This is a genomic window from Streptomyces lucensis JCM 4490 (assembly GCF_014650035.1).
In the GTDB taxonomy this organism is placed as follows: Bacteria; Actinomycetota; Actinomycetes; order Streptomycetales; family Streptomycetaceae; genus Streptomyces; species Streptomyces lucensis.
In genome coordinates, this window is the sequence record NZ_BMUE01000005.1 from 109,342 (window position 1) to 123,403 (window position 14,062).

General features: G+C 73.6%; 16 protein-coding genes and 1 tRNA gene. 9 read left to right on the forward strand and 8 right to left on the reverse strand.

Annotated elements, in window-relative coordinates:
* The first annotated feature begins 25 nt into the window (after nt 1–25).
* Complete coding sequence (locus IE177_RS13670) at nt 26–973, forward strand: NADP-dependent oxidoreductase (RefSeq protein WP_190015583.1); 948 nt, start codon at nt 26–28, stop codon at nt 971–973.
* Nucleotides 974–984: 11 nt separating this feature from the next.
* Here IE177_RS13670 and IE177_RS13675 read toward each other — a convergent pair whose 3' ends face one another.
* The 4 genes from IE177_RS13675 to IE177_RS13690 form a co-directional block, all read right to left on the reverse strand.
* A complete protein-coding gene (locus IE177_RS13675; RefSeq protein WP_190015584.1) occupies nt 985–1,296 on the reverse strand; it encodes a DUF202 domain-containing protein in 312 nt (103 codons plus the stop codon).
* On the reverse strand, nt 1,293–1,685 hold the full coding sequence (locus IE177_RS13680; RefSeq protein ID WP_190015585.1) for a YidH family protein: 393 nt from the start codon (nt 1,683–1,685) through the stop codon (nt 1,293–1,295). Before IE177_RS13680 ends, IE177_RS13675 begins: the two co-directional genes overlap by 4 nt.
* 21 nt (nt 1,686–1,706) lie before the next feature.
* A complete protein-coding gene (locus IE177_RS13685; RefSeq protein WP_190015586.1) occupies nt 1,707–2,222 on the reverse strand; it encodes an NUDIX domain-containing protein in 516 nt (171 codons plus the stop codon).
* 65 nt (nt 2,223–2,287) lie between these two features.
* Nucleotides 2,288–3,199, reverse strand: coding sequence for a DMT family transporter (locus IE177_RS13690; protein WP_190015587.1), 912 nt, complete (start codon nt 3,197–3,199; stop codon nt 2,288–2,290).
* A 369-nt stretch (nt 3,200–3,568) separates the two neighbouring features.
* Here IE177_RS13690 and IE177_RS13695 point away from each other — a divergent pair, with 369 nt between their 5' ends.
* The 3 genes from IE177_RS13695 (at nt 3,569) to IE177_RS13705 (ending at nt 6,013) form a co-directional block, all read left to right on the forward strand.
* A complete protein-coding gene (locus tag IE177_RS13695) occupies nt 3,569–4,543 on the forward strand; it encodes an amino acid adenylation domain-containing protein (RefSeq protein WP_190015588.1) in 975 nt (324 codons plus the stop codon).
* A gap of 128 nt (nt 4,544–4,671) precedes the next feature.
* On the forward strand, nt 4,672–5,403 hold the full coding sequence (locus IE177_RS13700) for a molybdopterin-dependent oxidoreductase (protein WP_190015589.1): 732 nt from the start codon (nt 4,672–4,674) through the stop codon (nt 5,401–5,403).
* On the forward strand, nt 5,387–6,013 hold the full coding sequence (locus IE177_RS13705; protein ID WP_190015590.1) for a cytochrome b/b6 domain-containing protein: 627 nt from the start codon (nt 5,387–5,389) through the stop codon (nt 6,011–6,013). The genes IE177_RS13700 and IE177_RS13705 overlap by 17 nt, the downstream gene beginning before the upstream one ends.
* Nucleotides 6,014–6,200: 187 nt before the next feature.
* Here IE177_RS13705 and IE177_RS13710 read toward each other — a convergent pair whose 3' ends face one another.
* Complete coding sequence (locus IE177_RS13710; RefSeq protein WP_190015591.1) at nt 6,201–7,598, reverse strand: GntP family permease; 1,398 nt, start codon at nt 7,596–7,598, stop codon at nt 6,201–6,203.
* Between the two features lie 39 nt (nt 7,599–7,637).
* A complete protein-coding gene (locus IE177_RS13715; protein ID WP_190015592.1) occupies nt 7,638–8,156 on the reverse strand; it encodes a gluconokinase in 519 nt (172 codons plus the stop codon).
* 140 nt (nt 8,157–8,296) lie between these two features.
* On the opposite strand from IE177_RS13715, the gene IE177_RS13720 reads away from it, so the two are divergent.
* A complete protein-coding gene (locus IE177_RS13720; RefSeq protein WP_190015593.1) occupies nt 8,297–8,998 on the forward strand; it encodes a FadR/GntR family transcriptional regulator in 702 nt (233 codons plus the stop codon).
* 72 nt (nt 8,999–9,070) lie between these two features.
* Here the strand turns inward: IE177_RS13720 and IE177_RS13725 are convergent, their stop codons facing one another.
* A complete protein-coding gene (locus tag IE177_RS13725) occupies nt 9,071–9,454 on the reverse strand; it encodes a YchJ family protein (protein ID WP_190015594.1) in 384 nt (127 codons plus the stop codon).
* A 113-nt stretch (nt 9,455–9,567) separates the two neighbouring features.
* Between IE177_RS13725 and IE177_RS13730 the strand changes: the two genes are divergently transcribed.
* Genes IE177_RS13730 through IE177_RS13740 form a run of 3 tightly spaced genes read left to right on the forward strand, consistent with a single transcriptional unit; the run spans nt 9,568 to nt 12,336 of the window.
* The gene (locus IE177_RS13730) at nt 9,568–9,879 is read left to right on the forward strand and encodes a dsRBD fold-containing protein (protein ID WP_190015595.1); all 312 of its coding nucleotides are present in this window, start codon (nt 9,568–9,570) and stop codon (nt 9,877–9,879) included.
* An 11-nt stretch (nt 9,880–9,890) separates the two neighbouring features.
* On the forward strand, nt 9,891–11,195 hold the full coding sequence (locus tag IE177_RS13735; RefSeq protein ID WP_190015854.1) for a phosphoribosyltransferase family protein: 1,305 nt from the start codon (nt 9,891–9,893) through the stop codon (nt 11,193–11,195).
* A gap of 10 nt (nt 11,196–11,205) precedes the next feature.
* Entirely contained in the window at nt 11,206–12,336 is a 1,131-nt protein-coding gene (locus IE177_RS13740) for a CapA family protein (protein ID WP_190015596.1), read from the forward strand.
* A 78-nt stretch (nt 12,337–12,414) separates the two neighbouring features.
* On the opposite strand, the gene IE177_RS13745 is transcribed toward IE177_RS13740, so the two are convergent.
* Nucleotides 12,415–12,502: transfer RNA gene (locus IE177_RS13745), tRNA-Leu, on the reverse strand.
* A gap of 213 nt (nt 12,503–12,715) precedes the next feature.
* Here IE177_RS13745 and IE177_RS13750 point away from each other — a divergent pair.
* The gene (locus tag IE177_RS13750; RefSeq protein WP_190015597.1) at nt 12,716–14,041 is read left to right on the forward strand and encodes a M20/M25/M40 family metallo-hydrolase; all 1,326 of its coding nucleotides are present in this window, start codon (nt 12,716–12,718) and stop codon (nt 14,039–14,041) included.
* Nucleotides 14,042–14,062 lie beyond the last annotated feature (21 nt).

The following is a 14,062-nucleotide window of genomic DNA, read 5'->3' on the forward strand; positions in this document are numbered from 1 at the left end:
ACGACTACCCCGGAGGGTCGAGGACATGAAGGGCATCAGCTACAGCCGCTACGGCGGACCCGAGGTGCTGGAGTACGGCGAGCTGCGCGACCCCAAGGTCGGCCCCGACCAGGTCCTGGTCGAGGTGCGCGCGGCGGCCGTGAACCCGGTCGACTGGAAGTGCCGCGAGGGCTACCTGGACGGTCTGCTGGACGCCGTGTTCCCGGTGATCCCGGGCTGGGACGTCAGCGGGGTGGTCGTCCGGCCCGGCGCCGCGGTGAGCGAGTTCTCCGCCGGCGACGAGGTGATCGGGTACGTCCGCGAGGACTTCCTGTCCCGGGGCACCTTCGCCGAGTACGTCGCCGCGCCCGTGCGCACGCTGGCCCGCAAGCCCCGCAACCTGTCCTTCGAGGAGGCCGCCGGACTCCCGCTGGCCGGGCTCACCGCCTACCAGGTGCTGGTCAAGGTGCTGGGGGCCGGCCGCGGGGACACCGTGCTGGTGCACGCGGCGGCCGGCGGGGTCGGCTCCCTGGCCGTCCAGATCGCCGTCCATCTCGGCGCCCGGGTGATCGGCACCGCGAGCGAACGCAACCACGACTACGTACGCGGCCTCGGCGGCGAGCCGGTGACCTACGGCGAGGGCCTGGCCGAACGGGTGCGCGGGCTCGCCCCGGAAGGCGTGGACGCGGTCTTCGACACCATCGGCGGCGACACCCTCACGGCCTCCGCCCACCTCCTCGCCTCCGGGGGCCGGCTGGCCTCGATCGCCGATCCGGAGGTCGTGAGTCACGGCGGCCGCTACCACTTCGTCCGCCCGGACGCCGGGGACCTGGCGGAACTCACCCGGCTGGCGGAACAGGGGGCTGTGGGCGTGCATGTCCAGGAGACGTTCCCGCTGGCCCGCGCGGCGGACGCGCACCGCCTGAACCAGGAGGGCCGCACCCGCGGCAAGATCGTCGTGACGCCGGGTGGCGGGACCGGCGGGCCCTCCTGAGACGGGGCGGGTCAGACCACCAGCACGGCCGCGCACACCGCCATCGACACCGCGCACAGGACCGCCGCCGAGGCGTGCCGGGGGGCGAGCGCGGGCGGCGGGGAGGCGGAGGCCAGGGTGCGGATGCGCAGGTGGGCCACGCGCAGGAAGCCCAGCCACAGGGCGCAGCACAGCGCGCACACGGCGATTCCGGTGGCCGACCCGTCGTGCAGCGCCGTCTTCACGGCGAGCACGGCGGCCACGGCCGCGGAAAGGGTCGTGCGCCGCCAGGCCAGCCGGGTGCGCTCGGGCTGCAGTCCGGGGTCCCGGTCCGCGCGGTTCATCCCTCGCCCCGGAACAGCACCACCACGACCATCGCCACGGCGACCACCGCGACGACCAGGCTGAGCAGCGGCGGGAACCGGGACGCGGGCAGGTCCTCGCCGCGCCGCATCGCCCGCTCGCAGCGCACCCAGTGGTTCACCGCCCGCAGGGAACACAGCACACCGGCGCCCAGCAGCGCGAGCGCCAGACCGACCCGCCACGCCCAGCGCAGGTCCGGCAGGAACTGGTCCACCGCGAATCCGCCGCCGATCAGCGCGAGCGCGGTCCGCAGCCAGGCGAGGAAGGTGCGCTCGTTGGCCAGCGAGAAGCGGTAGTCGGGCGTGCCGCCCTCCTGACGCACCTGTTCCGGCGCGAACCACAGCCGGATGTTCCGCACGAACTCGCTCACGGCGACGACCCTACCGGCGTCTCACCGGCCGGACCGGAACGCCCTCAGCCGCCCGTACGCGGCCAGGCCGTCCGGCACCCACTCCCAGTCGCCGAGCCGCCGCTCGATCTCCTCCTCGGGCAGGAAGCCGTACCACTGGACCTCCTCCACCTGGGGGCTCACCGGCAGCTCGCAGCGCACCTCGTACACCGCCGACCACCAGCTCTTGCCCGCCCCGTCGTCGTACAGGAACTTGAACAGGAACTCCGGCCGCGGCAGCCCGCTCACGCCCAGCTCCTCCTCGGCCTCCCGCAGGGCCGCCTCGTCGTAGGACTCGCCCGCCCCCACGACCCCGCCGACGAACATGTCGTACAGGGCGGGGAAGACCAGCTTCGTCGCCGTGCGCCGGTGCACGAAGAGCCGGCCGGCCTCGTCCCGGGCCTGGACGAACACGCAGCGGTGCCGCAGTCCGCGGGCGTACGCCTCGCCACGCGGGACCTGGGCGACGACCTGGTCGTTCTCGTCGACGATGTCGAGGATCTCGTCAGCAGGATTCATCCCCCCATCCAACCAGCCGCCCCGGCGGCATCAGGGCCTGGAGCCCGTGATCCGGGACGGGGTCCTCAGGGGTGCTGCAGGGTGCGCGCCGGGGCGGGTCGTGCCGTGCCGCAGGGCATCGCCGGGTGCAGTCCGAGCAGGACGATGCCCGTGACCACGGCCGCCAGTCCCGCCGCCTCGCAGGCCAGCGCCCCGGTGTCGGTGCGCAGCCGGTCGCCGAGGAAGCCCACCCCGCACAGGATCCCGGCGAGCGGCTCCGCCGCGGTGAGCGCGGGCAGCGACATGCGCAGCGACGACGTCTCGAACGCGCTCTGCACCAGGATCAGCCCGGTGAACCCGCAGAGCAGCACGCCGTAGGGCTGCCAGCCGGTGAACAGCGCCGCGAGGCCGCCCTCGGAGAAGCGTGTGCCGCTCACCCGGGTCAGCGCGTCCTGCACGCCGTAGAGCAGGCCGGCGGCGGTGGCCAGCAGCACCGGGCCCCAGCTCAGCCGGGAGCGCTTGGCACAGGTGGTGAGCACGAGCGCCGAGCCCACCATCGCACCGATGATCAGCCAGTGCCGCAGCGGATCGGCGACGGCGCTGCCGCCGCGCGGCTCGCCCGCCAGGAGGAACGTGCTCACGCCACCCGCGAGCAGCAGCAGGCCGGCCCACCCCTGGCGCCCCAGGGACTGCCCGGTCTGCCGGCGCGAGAGGGCCAGCGCGAACAGCAGATTGGTCGCGAGCAGCGGCTCGACCAGGGAGATCTCGCCCTGGCCGAGGGCCAGCGCGCCCAGCACCATGCCGGCCACCATCAGTCCCAGCCCGCCCAGCCAGCGCGGCATCCGCACCAGGTCGAGCAGCAGCCGGGGCGAGAGGAAGTCGTCCAGCGGTGCCCGCTGTGCGGCACTCTGCTGGAACACGAACCCGAAACCCAGACAGCAGGCGGCACCCACGGCGAGAAGGAGAACCAGAACGGACACGCTGCGTACCTCGATCATCCGGCCGGACCACGGACGGGCAGTGGCCGACTGTAGCGCTCCCGGGGCGGCGCCGACCCGGGAAGTGCCCGGAACCGGGCAGTTGACTCGGTCACGCCACCCGGGACGGTGACAGGACGGACGGGGCGCGGCGGCGCGACCGTGCGGCCATGGTGCGGGGGCGGTGCGCCCGGCGCCATGGTGTACGCCACACCGCTCCGCCCGGCGACCGTGGGCGCCCACCGGCGACCTGCGTCGCCTCTTCCCAACTTCCCCTTTCCGCAAGGTAGTTGAAGGCGGTAACATGCCTGTTCCGCTTGACGTGACCCTTGGCTGAGGGTTTGCTGTGCGTGATCGGTCGATGGCAGCCCGAGAAACAGGAAGTCCGCGGTGCCTCCACTCCCGCCCCTGCTCGGCGCTCGCCGGGCCCTCCCGGACCCGTCCGGCGGCACCGCCCCGGACGACTCCGGTGCCTTCGACGCCGCCCTCGACGACGAGGAAGTGCGCGCCGCGCGGGCCGCTCTGGCCCAGGGCCGGCGCCAGGCCGCCCGCTCCCTGCTGCTGCACACCGGCGACGACTGGGACCGGCGCGGCCACCGCCTCACCGTGCTGGCCCGGGAACCGTACGCCGCCGCCTGGGCGCACGACTGGTTACGGGCCGAGCCCGGGTCCGCCGACGCCGCCGCGCTGTACGCCCTGGCTCTCGTCCAGCGCGCCCTGCGGTCCAGGGCGGACCCCGCCCCGGCCCGCGAGGCCTGCGACACGGCCGCCGCGCTGTCCCCGGCCGACCCGACCCCCTGGCTCGGCAGGCTTCTGCTGGCCCGCGCGCTCGGCCCGGAGTGCGAGGTGCTCGGCGCCTTCGCCGAGCTGCGCCGCCGCCACCCCGAGCACCACCACGCCCACCACCTGCTGATCGCCCGCCTCGCCGAACGGCCCGCGGGCGGCCGCGCCGAGGCGCACGAGGTCTACGACCTCGCCGAGCACGTCGCCGCCCAGGCCCCCGCCGACTCCCCGCTGGCCGTGCTGCCGGTCGTCGCGTACGCCGAGCGCTATCGGGTCCTCGCCGCCACCGGCCTGGCCCCGGCCGACCCGGCCGCCTCCGGGCACTGGCGCGGACCCCGCGCCCGCCGGATCCTGCGCGCCTGCTTCGACTGGTGGCTGGAGTGGGAGCACGACGACCACCCCCGCCGCCACCTCGACCTCAACCACCTCGCCTTCGCCCTGTCCTGCGCCGGCCGCCCGGCCGAGGCGGCGGCCCTGTTCCAGCGCATCGGCGAACACGCCACCCCGGCGCCCTGGGCGTACGCGCATCCCGACCCCCTGGCGGCCTTCCATGCCGCCCGCGCCGGCGCGCTCGGGCACTGAGACACGGACCGGCGGCGGCCGAGCTGAGAAGAACGGCCCTGGCACACGTACACGAGAAGTGATTACGGAAGTCTGACCAGCGACCCGACTCCCTGGCCCCGCCGGGCCCCGAGTGCTCGAATGAGAACGTGAATCCCGAACAGACCGAGGAACCGAACGACGGCAGGCCGATCGGCCGCCGCGTCTTCCTCGGCACCCTCGGCCTCGGCGCGCTCGGCGTGGTCGCCGCGCCCCCGCTGCAGCGCGGCCTCGAAGGCTTCCTCGGCGGCATCGCCGGCAAGGACCCCACCGGCCTGACCGGTCTGCTGCCCAACGGCGGCGGCTTCCGCTACTACTCCGTCGCAGCCTCCGTACCGCACCGCGGCGCCGCCGACTACCGCCTCACCGTCGACGGCCTCGTCGACCACCCGCGCAGCTACACCCTGGCCGAACTGCGCGCCCTGCCGCGGACCCGGCTGGTCAAGGACGTCCAGTGCGTCACCGGCTGGCGCGTGCCGGGCACCCCCTTCGAGGGCGTACGGCTCTCCCACCTGCTCGACGCGGCCGGCGTCCGCTCCTCCGCCAGGGCCCTGCGCTTCACCTGCTTCGACGGCACCTACACCGAGAGCCTCACCCTGGAGCAGGCCCGCCGCCCGGACGTCCTGGTCGCCCTGCGCATGCAGGACAAGGACATCACCCACGACCACGGCGGCCCCGTCCGCCTCTACGTCGCCCCGATGTACTTCTACAAGTCGGCCAAGTGGCTCTCCGGCATCACGGTCACCGACCGGGTCAGGCCCGGCTACTGGGAGGACCTCGGCTACGACGTCGACGCCTGGGTGGGCGGCTCGAACGGACGCACCGATGAGCCTACGAGCTGAGACCCCGGCCCCGCCGAGCGCCCGCGTCCGCCGCTTCACCGCGGCCGAACGCTGGGTGCACCGCACGACCGCCGCGCTGATGGGGGTGTGCGTGGTGACGGCGGCCGTCCTCTACATCCCCCAGCTGGCCGTCCTGGTCGGCCGCCGCGAGCTGGTCGTCCGCGTCCACGAGTGGGCGGGCCTCGCCCTGCCGACGCCCGTGCTGCTCGGCCTGGCCTCCCGCGCCTTCCGCACCGACCTGCGCTTCGTCAACCGCTTCGGCCCGCACGACCGCCTCTGGCTGCGCGCCGCACTGCGCCGCGACAAACGGCGCGCCTCGCGCCCGGCCGGCAAGTTCAACGCCGGTCAGAAGATCTACGCGTCCTGGATCGCCGGGGCGACGCTGGTCATGCTCGGCACGGGCCTGATGATGTGGTTCACGCGCCTCACCCCGCTGGTGTGGCGCACCTCGGCGACCTTCGTGCACGACTGGCTGGCCCTGACGATCGGCGTCGTCCTCGCGGGTCACATCGGCATGGCCCTGGGCGACCCGGAGGCGAGACGGGGGCTGCGGACGGGCACCGTGACGAGCGAGTGGGCGCGGCGGGAACACCCGCTGTGGCGCCCCTGACGGCCCCCGCTACCGCCCGGCAGGGCCCGGTGGACCGGCGCGACCGCCCGGCAGGGGCTGGTGGACCGGCGCGACCGTTCGGCAGGACCCGGGAGACCGGAAACGGCTCACCCGCCCGAGTGTCCGCCGCGGACCGTGCGGTCCCAGGACACCGGTGAGCGGGTGAGCCGTCGCATGCGTACCGCCGCTAGATCACGAGGGACAGCAGCAGCACCAGTCCGCCGGCGACCACGGAGATGATCGTCTCCATCACCGACCAGGTCTTGACGGTCTGCCCGACGCTCAGCCCGAAGTACTCCTTCACCAGCCAGAAGCCGGCGTCGTTGACATGGCTGAAGAAGAGCGAGCCGGCGCCGATGGCCAGGACCAGCAGGGCCGCGTGGGTGGTCGACATGTCGGCCGCGAGCGGCGCGACCAGACCGGCCGCCGAGACCGTCGCCACCGTCGCCGAGCCGGTCGCCAGCCGGATCGCGACGGCGATCAGCCAGCCCAGCAGCAGCGCCGGGATCGACCAGTCCTTGGAGACGTCCAGGATCATCTGGCCCACCCCCGAGTCGATCAGCGTCTGCTTGAAGCCGCCACCCGCGCCGACGATCAGCAGGATGCCGGCGATGGGCATGAGGCCCTTCTCGACCGTCTGCTGCAGCCGCTCCTTGCTGAATCCGGCGGGCCGGCCGAGCGTGAAGAAGCCGACGATCACCGCGGCGAGCAGGGCGATCAGGGGGGAGCCGACGAGGTCGAGGGCCCGCTGCGTGGTGCTCGCGGTGTCGTCGACGACGATGTCCACCAGCGCCTTGGCCAGCATCAGCACCACCGGCAGCAGCACGGTGGCGAGCGTGGCGCCGAAGCCAGGACGGCGCTCCAGCTCGTCCGAGGCGCGCTGGGGCAGCATCCGGTCGGGCGCCGGGACGTCCACCCAGCGGGCCGCGACCTTGGAGAACACCGGACCGGCGATGATCACCGTGGGGATGGCGACCAGGATGCCGAGCGCCAGGGTCACGCCCAGGTTGGCCTTGACCGCGTCGATGGCGACCAGCGGGCCGGGGTGCGGCGGGATCAGGCCGTGCATCACGGACAGACCTGCCAGCGCCGGGATGCCGATGCGCATCAGCGAGTAGTTGCCGCGCTTGGCGACCATCAGCACGACCGGGATCAGCAGCACGATGCCGACCTCGAAGAACAGCGGCAGGCCGATCACCGAGGCGATGAGCACCATCGCCCAGGGCATGGAGCGTCCCCCGGCCTTGGCGAGGATCGTGTCGACGATCTGGTCGGCGCCGCCGGAGTCGGCGAGCAGCTTGCCCAGGATCGCCCCGAGCGCGATCAGGACACCCACGCCGGCCACCGTGCTGCCGAGCCCCGCGGTGAAGCTGGTGATCGCCTTGTCGAGCGGCGCGCCGGCGGCCGCCCCGAGCGCCAGCGACCCGATGATCAGGGCCAGGAAGGCATGGAGCTTGAACTTGGTGATGAGCAGGACGATCACGGCGATGCCCACCAGGACGGCTATGCCCAGCTGGGCGTGGCCGGCGGAGGTGATCGGCGGAGGGGCGTCCGCTGCCAGCATCTCGACGCTGAGTCTGGTCACGGGTGTTTCCTTGTGGTGACTGGGGACGGGGGTGAGGTGTTACTCGGATGCCGGGGGAAGCGCTTCCAGCGCCCGCGCGGCGCGTTCGGCGATCTCCTGGGGGCTGCCGCCTACGTCCACGGAGACGCCCGCCTCGTCCGGCTGCAGGGGCTGCAGCGTCGCGAACTGGGAGTCCAGCAGCGCGGTCGGCATGAAGTGCCCCCGCCGCTGCGCCATCCGGTCCTCGATCAGCTTCCGCTCGCCCGTGAGGTGCACGAACACGACCTCGGGAGCGACGCTCCTGAGCCGGTCGCGGTACGACCGCTTCAGCGCCGAGCTGCTGACCACCCCGCCGAGCCCGGCCCGCCCGTGCGCCCAGTGACCGATGGCGTCGAGCCACGGCCACCGGTCGGCGTCCTGGAGCGGGATCCCGGCCGACATCTTGTCGATGCTGGCCTTCGGGTGGAAGTCGTCGCCCTCGGCGTACGGAACGCCCAGCCGCGCGGCGAGCAGGGGACCGATGGTGGTCTTGCCCGTCCCCGCGACGCCCATCACGACGACGACCTGGGGGGTACGCATCACTGCCTCGCTGTCTTCCTCGACATCCGACGCCACATCGGCGTCGCCACACTGAAACCCATTAGGTACGATGAATTCAAGAGTCTGTGATGTATAAGTCTGACTTTTTGTGCCGGTGATCCACGCCGTACGCTGAGTGCATGACCACACCGGGCCGCGGGCTGCACGGCCGCGTTCTCGACTCCCTCGGCCCCGCGATCACGGCGGGCGAGTACCCGCCGGGCAGTGTTCTGCGCACCGACGAGCTGGCACAGCACTTCGAGGTGTCGCGCTCCGTGATGCGGGAGGCGGTCCGCGTCCTCGAATCCATGCACCTGGTCGAGTCCCGCCGCAGGGTGGGCGTGACGGTACGGCCGAAGGCCGAGTGGAACGTCTACGACCCGCAGGTCATCCGCTGGCGCCTCGCCGGCGCCGACCGCCCGCACCAGCTGCGGTCCCTGACCGTCCTGCGCTCCGCCGTCGAACCGGTCGCGGCGGGCCTCGCCGCGACCAACGCCACGGCACGGCAGTGCGCCGAACTCACCGAGTGCGCACTGGGGATGGTGGCCAACTCACGCGGCCACCGGCTCGACCAGTACCTGGTCCACGACGTCGCCTTCCACCGCGTCGTCCTCAACGCCTCCGGCAACGAGATGTTCGCCCGCCTCGGCGACGTCGTCGCCGAGGTCCTCACCGGCCGCACCCATCACGAGGTCATGTTCGAGGACCCCGATCCGGCCGCCGTGACGCTGCACGTGCAGGTGGCGGAGGCGGTCAGGGCGGGCGACGCCGTCCGCGCGGAGGAGCTGACCCGGCAGATCACGGTCGGCGCCCTGCGCGAACTCGACATCCTCGCGCCCTGACCGGCCGCGCCGCGGCCGCCCTCACCCGCCCCGCGTCGTCCTCGGCACCCGCCCCGTGTCACCCGCCCCGTGTCACCCGGCTTCCCCGGGGAAGTCCCCGTCCACGTACACCCACGCCCCGTCCACCCGCTCGAACCGGCTCCGCTCCACCAGCGAGCCGCCCCGGTAGGAGGCACGGAAGGTCACCGTCCCCGTTGCGTGGAAGGCGGAACCCCCGGTGGTGCCCAGGACCTCCAGCCCGGTCCACCTCGTCCCGGGATCGAGGTCCAGCCGCTCCGGCCGGGTCCGCGGATGCCACGTCCGCAGCAGGTACCCCGCGTCCCCCTTCACGAACGCGCTGTACCGCGACCGCATCAGCGCCTCGGCCGTGGGCGCGGCGGCCGCGCCCGTGTGGAAGCGCCCACAGCAGGCGTCGTAGGACTGGGCAAGCCCGCAGGGGCAGGAGCGCGTGGTCATGGCCCTCATTCTGCCCGCACCCGGGGAGGCGCCCGCCGCCCGTCCGGTGCACAGTGGAAGGGGACGCGCCACCGCGCCCCGCGGCCTCGCAACGCAGTGAGGAGAGGCGGACGATGACTCGACCCGTGAGCAGCCGTCCTCCGTCCGTCAAGGAATGGCGGCTGAACCTCTACCTGTCCGAACACGACCCGGAGACCACGGCCCGGATCGTCCTGGACACCGGTGACAACATCCTGGAGAGCCGCGCGGAGGCGCACCGCAGCCCGCAGGACCGGGAAGTCCCCGAGATCGGCGACGAACTCGCCGCCGGCCGCGCCCTGGTCGCCATGGGCCACCTGCTGATGCGGGCCGCCCAGGGCGACATCAAGGCCATGGGAGTGCCCGAGGAGCCGGCTCCCGCCGGTCTCTGGGAGCCCCAGGAGTGACGGAGCGGCACATGCTCTTCGCCGACCGGACCACGGCGGGACGGCAGTTGGGCGCCCGGCTGGAGTACCTGAGGGGCCAGGACGTCGTGGTCCTCGGACTGCCCCGGGGCGGGGTGCCGGTCGCCGCGCGGGTCGCCGAGGCCCTGGACGCGCCGCTGGACGTGTGCATGGTGCGCAAGCTGGGCGCACCCGGCCGGCCGGAACTGGGAATGGGCGCGATCGGCGAGGACGGCGTACGGGTGATCAACCAGGAGGTCGTGCGCGCGACGGGCGCCGGCCAGGCCGACCTCGACCGGGTCGAGGCCCACGAACGCGAGGTGCTCCGGCGGCGCGCCGCACGCTACCGCGGCGAGCACGCGCCCGTCGGCGTGGCGGGCCGGACCGCCGTGGTGGTCGACGACGGGGTGGCCACCGGGTCCACCGCGCGAGCGGCCTGCCGGATCGCCCGGGCGCGCGGTGCGGCGCGCATCGTGCTGGCGGTCCCCGTGGCACCCCGGGACTTCGAACGGCGACTGGGCGGTGACGCCGACGAACTGGTCTGCCTGGACACCCCCGCCGACTTCTTCGCCATCGGCCAGTTCTACGGCGACTTCACCCAGACCGAGGACGAGGAGGTCACCGCCTGCCTGCGGCAGGCGGCCGGGCGCCACGCGCACACCGCGGGCACCGGCGCCGAGGACCGCGAGGTCTCGATGAGCGCCGGGGCCGTACGGCTGCACGGGCGGCTCACCCTTCCCGCCGGAGCGACCGGGGTCGTCGCCTTCGCCCACGGCAGCGGCAGCGGGCGGCACAGCCCGCGCAACCGGTTCGTGGCCGAAGGGCTCAACCGGTCCGGGCTCGGCACCCTGCTCTTCGACCTGCTCACCGAGGAGGAGGAAGGGGACCGCGCCAACGTCTTCGACATCGGCCTGCTGGCCGCACGGCTGTCCGGCGTCACCGACTGGCTGCGCGAGCAGCCCGACACCGAGGGGCTCGCCGTCGGCTACTTCGGCGCCAGCACCGGCGCGGCCGCCGCACTGTGGGCCGCGGCCGAACCCTCGGCACGCCCCGCGGCGGTCGTCTCCCGCGGCGGCCGCCCCGATCTCGCCGGACCACGGCTGCCCGACGTGACCGCGCCCACGCTGCTCATCGTCGGCGGCGCCGACCCGCTGGTCCTCGACCTGAACCGCGAGGCGGCCGCCCGGCTGCACTGCGAGCACCGCCTGGAGGTCGTCCCGGGCGCCACGCACCTGTTCGAGGAGCCCGGCACGCTGGAGCAGGTCACCGAACTCGCCCGCGACTGGTTCACCGACCACATGGCACCCGCGCACGTGTAGGCGAAGGACCATGAGCGAGGGGCCCGTCACGCTGTTCCTCGCCGGCGACGTCATGCTCGGCCGGGGCGTGGACCAGATCCTGGCGCACCCCGGCGACCCGGGCCTGCGGGAGGACTACGTGCGCGACGCCCGGGACTACGTCGCCCTCGCGGAGGCGGCGGCCGGCCCGGTGCCCCGCCCGGTGGACCCCGTCTGGCCCTGGGGCGAGGCGCTGCCGGTGCTGGACCGCGCCGCGCCCGACGTGCGGGTGGTCAACCTGGAGACCGCCGTCACGGGGGACGGGGACTTCGCGCCCGGCAAAGCCGTCCACTACCGCATGCATCCGGCCAACCTGCCCTGCCTCGCCGCGGCCCGCCCCGACGTCTGCGCCCTCGCCAACAACCACGTCCTCGACTTCGGGCCGCTCGCCCTCGAGGAGACGCTCGACTCCCTGGCGGGGGCCGGGCTGCGCACCGCCGGGGCGGGCCGGACCGAGGCGGCGGCCTGGCGGCCGGCCACCGTCCCGCTGCGCAGTGGCGGACGGGTCCTGGTCCTCTCCTTCGGCATGCCCTCCAGCGGAATCCCCGAGACCTGGGCCGCCACCGCCGAGCGGCCGGGGGTGGCCCTGGTCGACGCCCCGACCGCCGAGGCCGCGGCCGCCCTCGGCGGCCTGCTGCGGTCGGCCCGACGGCCCGGTGACATCGCGGTCGCCTCCGTCCACTGGGGCTCCAACTGGGGATACGGCGTCTCCCGCGCCCAGGTCCGCTTCGCGCACGCGCTGGTCGACGCCGGCGTGGACATCGTCCACGGCCACTCCTCCCACCACCCGCGACCGCTGGAGGTGTACCGGGAGAGACTCGTCCTGTACGGCTGCGGTGACCTCGTCGACGACTACGAGGGCATCGGCGGCCACGAGCGCTACCGGGACGACCTGCGCCTGCTGTACCTGGTGTCCGTCGAACCCGGCACCGGCCGGCTGACCGGCCTGCGGATGGTGCCCCTGCGGGCGCGCCGGATGCGGCTGGAGCACGCGTCGGCCGAGGACACCGCGTGGCTGCGCACCGCCCTCGACCGCTGCGGCCGGGACCTGGGCACCCGCGTCGAGCAGAGCGCGGACGGCACCCTCACGGCCCGGCCCCTGCGCCCGGGCGCACCGCGCTGACGGCCCGGATCCCGTCCGGACCGCCGGGGTGCGCGTCCCCGGGCACGCGAAAGGCCCCCGCAGGAGCGGGGGCCTCACTGGTGTCCGAGGGGGGACTTGAACCCCCACGCCCGATAAAGGGCACTAGCACCTCAAGCTAGCGCGTCTGCCATTCCGCCACCCGGACAAGGTGTCTGTCGTGCGGGGTCTCCCCTGGCGGGCTCTCCTCGCGGCGACGAAGGAAACATTACCAGGCTTTCGGCGGTGTCCTGATCAGCCCCTGTCCCCGGGTCGGTGTCGCGTGAACGGCCGGTGACGGGCCGGGACCGCTCTTGGGCACGGGGCCGGGCCGGAGAGAGGATGAGGAACACCACCAGCAGTGCGAGCGGGAGGAAGCAGCGTGAGCGAGACGGACACGGCCAGGAGCGTCACCGGCGAGGACGAGGTCGTGGACCTCTGCCGCGAGCTGATCCGGTTCGACACCAGCAACTACGGCGACCACTCCGGGCCCGGTGAGCGCAAGGCCGCCGAGTGGGTCGCCGGGAAGCTGGCCGAGGTCGGGCTGGAGCCGAAGATCTTCGAGTCGCACCCGGGCCGGGCCTCGACGGTGGCCCGCATCGAGGGGGAGGACCCGTCCCGGCCCGCGCTGCTGATCCACGGCCACCTCGACGTCGTGCCCGCCAACGCGGTCGACTGGACCCACCACCCCTTCTCCGGCGAGGTCGCCGACGGGTGCGTGTGGGGGCGCGGAGCCGTCGACATGAAGGACATGGACGCCATGACCCTCGCGGTGGTGCGCGACCGGCTGCGCAGCGGACGGCGGCCCCCGCGGGACATCGTGGTCGCCTTCCTCGCCGACGAGGAGGCGGGCGGCACGTACGGCGCCCGCCACCTCGTCGACAACCATCCCGAGCTGTTCGAGGGCGTCACCGAGGCGATCAGCGAGGTCGGCGGCTTCTCCTTCACCGTCAACGAGCACCGGCGGCTCTACCTGATCCAGACGGCCGAGAAGGGCATGCACTGGATGAAGCTGACCGTGGCCGGCACCGCCGGGCACGGGTCGATGATCCACCGCGACAACGCCATCACCGAGCTCTCGGAGGCCGTCGCCCGGGTCGGGCGGCACACGTTCCCGGTGCGGGTCACCAAGACCACCCGGGCCTTCCTCGACGAACTGGGCGACGCGCTCGGCGTCGAGCTGGACGCGGAGGACATGGAGACCACCCTCGCCAAGCTCGGCGGCATCGCCAAACTGATCGGCGCGACCCTGCGCAACACCGCCAACCCCACCCAGCTGACCGCGGGCTACAAGGTGAACGTCATCCCCGGTGAGGCCACCGCGCACATCGACGGACGGTTCCTGCCGGGGCACGAGGAGGAGTTCCTGAGCGACCTCGACCGGCTGCTCGGACCGAACGTCCGCCGCGAGGACGTGCATTCAGACAAGGCGCTGGAGACCGGCTTCGACGGGGCGCTGGTGGCGGCCATGCAGTCGGCGCTGCTGGCCGAGGACCCCACCGCCAAGGCCGTCCCCTACATGCTCTCCGGCGGCACCGACGCCAAGTCCTTCGACGACCTCGGCATCCGCGGCTTCGGCTTCGCGCCGCTCAGGCTGCCGCCGGAGCTGGACTTCGCCGGCATGTTCCACGGGGTCGACGAGCGGGTGCCGGTCGACGGGCTGCGGTTCGGCGTGCGGGTGCTCGACCGCTTCATCGACGCGTCGTGACGCGCCCCGCCCACGGGTAAT